Origin of the sequence: Aeromonas sp. QDB11, from assembly GCF_027705265.1 — a bacterium.
Classification (GTDB): Bacteria; Pseudomonadota; Gammaproteobacteria; order Enterobacterales; family Aeromonadaceae; genus Aeromonas; species Aeromonas allosaccharophila.
The window spans coordinates 1-4,650 of sequence record NZ_JAPDBM010000122.1 but is presented as its reverse complement, the minus strand read 5'-3'; the positions used below and the strand labels follow the sequence as shown (position 1 = coordinate 4,650).

5 protein-coding genes are annotated in these 4,650 nt (G+C 52.7%); 4 read left to right on the top strand and 1 reads right to left on the bottom strand.

Annotated features, from left to right (window positions below; translation table 11 throughout):
* The 4 genes from OKC40_RS21835 to OKC40_RS21820 all read left to right on the top strand — a co-directional run.
* On the top strand, nt 1-251 hold a 251-nt coding region (locus OKC40_RS21835), incomplete at its 5' end, for a transposase (protein ID WP_270796977.1).
* 363 nt (nt 252-614) lie between these two features.
* Entirely contained in the window at nt 615-1,388 is a 774-nt protein-coding gene (locus OKC40_RS21830; protein ID WP_270796976.1) for a tetratricopeptide repeat protein, read from the top strand.
* Nucleotides 1,389-1,907: 519 nt separating this feature from the next.
* Nucleotides 1,908-2,387, top strand: a complete 480-nt coding sequence (locus OKC40_RS21825; protein ID WP_270796975.1) for a GNAT family N-acetyltransferase — start codon at nt 1,908-1,910, stop codon at nt 2,385-2,387.
* A gap of 267 nt (nt 2,388-2,654) precedes the next feature.
* Nucleotides 2,655-3,653 carry a sensor domain-containing diguanylate cyclase gene (locus OKC40_RS21820; RefSeq protein WP_042061650.1) on the top strand — a complete coding sequence of 333 codons (999 nt, stop codon included), beginning with the start codon at nt 2,655-2,657 and terminating at the stop codon, nt 3,651-3,653.
* A 107-nt stretch (nt 3,654-3,760) separates the two neighbouring features.
* On the opposite strand, the gene OKC40_RS21815 is transcribed toward OKC40_RS21820, so the two are convergent.
* Nucleotides 3,761-4,387, bottom strand: coding sequence for a porin family protein (locus tag OKC40_RS21815; RefSeq protein WP_270796974.1), 627 nt, complete (start codon nt 4,385-4,387; stop codon nt 3,761-3,763).
* Between the last annotated feature and the right edge of the window lie 263 nt (nt 4,388-4,650).

Sequence of the window (4,650 nt, the reverse complement as noted above, 5' to 3'; positions counted from 1 at the left end):
GCCCCGGCAAGGTAAGAACCTTGAAACAGCATCCACGCAAGAACAAAACGGCCATCAACATCGAATACATGAAAGCCCGCATCCGGGCCAAAGTGGAGCACCCGTTTCGCATCATCAAGCGGCAGTTCGGCTTCGTGAAAGCCAGATACAAGGGGCTACAGAAAAACGATAACCAACTGGCGATGTTATTCACCCTGGCCAACCTGTTTCGGGTGGACCAGATGATACGTCAGTGGGAGAGATCTCACTAAAAACCGGAAATAACGCCAGGAATGGCGAAAAAACGGCCTAAATAGGCTAATTCGAGGTGTTTACGGGAGAACAATCGGCCCGGATCCGCGAAATTTTAATCAGCGAGCCAGCTTGGGAAGAAATGACCTGCTTATTCGCACTTTCCCTAGATGATATAGTCTGGTGTTCTTATCGAAAGGTCATGGGGACATCTTATCTTCTATACGCAGCGATATTATATGTAGTCAGTGAAACATTGCCACTAACCTACTGGGTATATACAAAGGTATATGGTGGCCTATTTGTGAATTTTGTTTTATCTATTCTGGTCAGTCTGATTATTATACAGCAAAAAGATAATAAAAGTTTAAGGTGTGGATGATATGAAATTTATAAATGTGAAGTTTGTTCTAATGGTATTGCCTCTATATATTATCGCTAATTTCTTTGCTAATGCAGCAGAGTCTGGTGATGATATCGAGAAAGAGATGTGTGCAAAACTGCCAGAGGTTATAAAAAAAGGTGATGAATTATACAAGGCAGGGGAATATGCCAAAGCAAGAGATTATTTTACTAAGCAAGTCTCATTAAGTGAGGGGTGTGGATATGTCTATGGTAAGCCAGATAAAGTTGCGACTATTACGGCATATAACAATGTTGCACTTTCTTATATAAAACAAGGGGACAAGCTTAAGGCTCTGGCATGGTTGTCATTAGCCCAGAATGATAAGAAATCTAAATTCAACTACGGTCTGCTTAAAAACATGCCAGTCTCTGTTGGGCCTGATATGGTGGGAACTTATTGGGAGTATGCTGGTTTCGGAAGTTGGAATGTTGCCTCTGTAGAAAAGCAAGGTAGTGACTACTTGATATCTTTGAATCTGCTCTACTTTGGGTTAATGGGGATGGCTTATGGTCCTAACATGGGGGAAATCTCTCAGGTTGTGACTATGAAGGATGATGAGGGGCTGATAAAACTAACCGGTGAAGAGGGTAATTGTGAAATTTCGATAAAATTTATAGAAAAAGATCATGGTATTCTGATGGTTGATACAAATCCGAATAAAAATGAGTGTGGATTTGGTCACAATGTATACGCGCATGGTGATTTTATTAGAGTGTCTGGCAAGCCTACACCATTTGATATCGGTTACTGATGTCGAGTAATCGAAAAATCGCTCTCGTATGTTTGGCTTCGCAGGCTCAGCACCAACCTACCGATTGTGTAGGTTGTGGCTGAGCGTAGCGAAGCCCAACGTTTACCGCGTAATCTCTTTTTTCCTCCCCTCATCCCCGACCCTTCTCCCGCAAGGGGAGAAGGGAGATTGCGATCCCATTGCACTCTATATCGCACCATTAATGTATCGGGTATTTGTAGGTTCGATTAGCGAAGCGTAATCGGACGATCGCGTAATTGGTCAATCGTGTAATCGAATATCAGGTAATCCAACATCGCATCATAGAAATATCGTGCAATCCGCCACTCCCGAACCGCCCCCGATTGCCAACGCCATATCCCCAATGCCGGATGATCCCCTCTCCCCTTGGGAGAGGGCAGGGTGAGGGAGGGTAGGGTGCAAAGAACGAAGTGAATTGCACCGCTGCTATTTATCTGCCAAAAGGTGTAATGCGCTTCGCTTGTTGCACCTTACCCACGCACGACAGGATGCCATTGCTTGAGACTTGAATTTAATACCATCGATCTGGAGCGGGATTACGAACTCTGTGTGCAGGCGCGCAGGGATGCCTATTTTTGCAGCTTTCATACCCATGACGGCTTTGCCGACTTTATCGACGGCTATCGGGCGCGGATCCGCGAAAGGCTGGGGAAGGCGCAATGGCACTACCTCCATGTCTGGGCGGGTGAACAACTGGTGGGCCAGCTGGAATTTCGCAGCTTTTCCGATGAACCCGAGACCGGCTATGTGCAGCTGATTTATCTGTTCCCGGAATATCGTGGCAGCGGTCTGGCTGCCGGGTTGCAGGCCTATATTCGCCAGCAGTTGCAGGGAGCGGGTTGTAAATGGGCCATTCTCTCCGTGAGTCGCACCAATGTGCGGGCCTTGAACCATTACCGGCGATCTGGCTGGGTATTTCTGCGCCCCAATCCGAAACATCAGGAGACGGATTTTTATCGGCTGACTCTGGCCGATTGACCTCTGTGGCGGCCTCTGGGTATCCCCCCATTTATTCCCATCCCCCAAATGACTGAATCGTGAGTTAAATCCGGTAAATGGGGCGCGCTTGAGCCACACTTATGGCCCCCCTGATTCAACCTGCGCCGTGAGTGGCCGATAACCGGGAAAACGGTGGTGCGGTGGGGTTCTGGCTGACAGATTTTTTGCAATATGCCAAGGTAGCGCTTCACGACAATACGGCGATTCCCCGCAGTGGCGCGGGGCAGAAGAATAAGGATGGCCACTATGCTGCAGGACAGTGACACGATCAGGATCTCGGATGTCAGCGAAGCCGTGGTGCATGGCATTCTGGAGGTGATCAGCGATGGCATCTGGGATTGGCATGCCAATACCGGTTTCGTCTATCGCAACCCCGGCTGGTACCGGATGCTGGGCTACGAGCCGCACACCCTCGGCAATACCGTCTTCACCTGGGAGGGGGTGATCCACCCCGACGATCTGGCCGGGGTGATGGCCAAATTCGATGCCTGTCTGAGCGGCCAGGCTTCCGAATATTGTGCCGAGTATCGTTGTCGCTGTCGGGACGGCAGTTACCTGTGGATTGAGGATTGTGGCCGTATCATTGAGCGCAATCCCGATGGATCTGTGGCGCGGATGATTGGCGCCCACCGCGATATCCACGCCAGCAAGCTGTTGCTGGAGCAGCTGGAGCGGCGCAACCACTCGCTGGAGCAGCAGGTGGCGGATCGCACCGCCGAGCTGGTGCGGCTCAACGAGGAGCTGAAACTGCGGGTGGAGGAGAATCGTCAGTTGGCAGAGACCGATGCCCTGACCGGTGCCGCCAGTCGTTACCGGCTGGAGCGGGCGTTGCAGCTGGAGTGCGAGCGGGCCCGCCGCTTCCATCTGCCATTTACGGTGATCGCCATGGATGTGGACAACTTCAAGCAGATCAACGACCGCTACGGCCACAACGCCGGGGATCAGACCCTGATCAACATAGTGGCGCTGGTGCGCAGCCATATCCGCGAGATCGATCTGCTGGCTCGCTGGGGCGGCGACGAGTTTATGGTGCTGTTGCCCAATACGAACCGCGAGGATGCCATGGTGGTGGCGACCAAGCTGCAGGCATTGATGGCGAGCGAGCCCATCTGCCCCCATGCCCCTGCGACCATGAGCTTCGGGCTGGCGGAGTATCAGCAGGATGAGCATAAAGAGAGCCTGATGGTGCGGGCCGATCGGGCGCTCTATCAGGCCAAGCAACTGGGCAAAGACCAGATCTGCTAACGCGCAGGGTACGGAAAAAAGAGCAGTAAAAAGGGCCGCAGGATTGAAACCTGCGGCCCTTTTGTATCTGCGCTTTGCGCATCAGCACACGAGCGGGGCGGCGCGACTTAGAAGTGGTAGCGCAGGCCCAGCTTGAAGGTATCCAGAGAGTAGTGCTCGTCACCCAGACTCAGGGCGTTGAACTGGCGCTCGTAACCGATCCCTGCGGAGAAGTGGTCGTTGAAGGCGTAGTCCAGACCCACTTCCAGATTGGGGTGCAGGGTGCCTTTGGTCTCGTTGAGGTTGCCCTGAACGCGGTAGCCCAGCATGGCGCCACTGCCGATGAGTTCCACTTCGGTGCTGGTGTAGGCGATCCCCGGCTTGGCGTAGGCGCTGAACCCCCAGGCCAGTGGCTGGCTCAGTCTGGCGGCCAGGCTGATGCTGCGGGTGTCGATGGTGGTGTCGGTGAAGCCGGTCAGGCCCGGGGCGTTGACCCACATCAGCTGGCTCATCTGCTGGGCGTGCAAGCCCCCTTCGATGGCCAGCCAGTGGTTGAGGTCGTAACCGACGATCAGGCTGCCGCCATCGAGCTGGTCATCGATGATCTTGGCGTCATAGGCCTGTTGGGCTGCGCCATCGAGATCCATGTTGGAGGTGGCGAGGTCCAGACCGACATACCAGCCCTGGGCGCAAGCGGCACCGCTGAAGGTCAGGCCGAGCAGAGAGAGCATTGCAACTTTATTGATCTTGTTCATGGATGGATTTGCCCTGTTAATGCGAACTGCGTGTGATTGAATGGCCTCATCCATGAAGCTTATTTATATTCCATCGGGTCTCTATATCAGAGGGCGCGCAGTATAGAGAGGCCGTTTGATAATAACAACCCATCGCTGACCAGTTAATGGTTTGATATAAATGGCGGGCTGTTTGTGGCCGTTCAAATGTAACCGTTCACCGGGACGGTGTTGACAGCACCAACTCCTCCGGGAACGGGTAGTCGGTTTTCTCGATGCAGGAC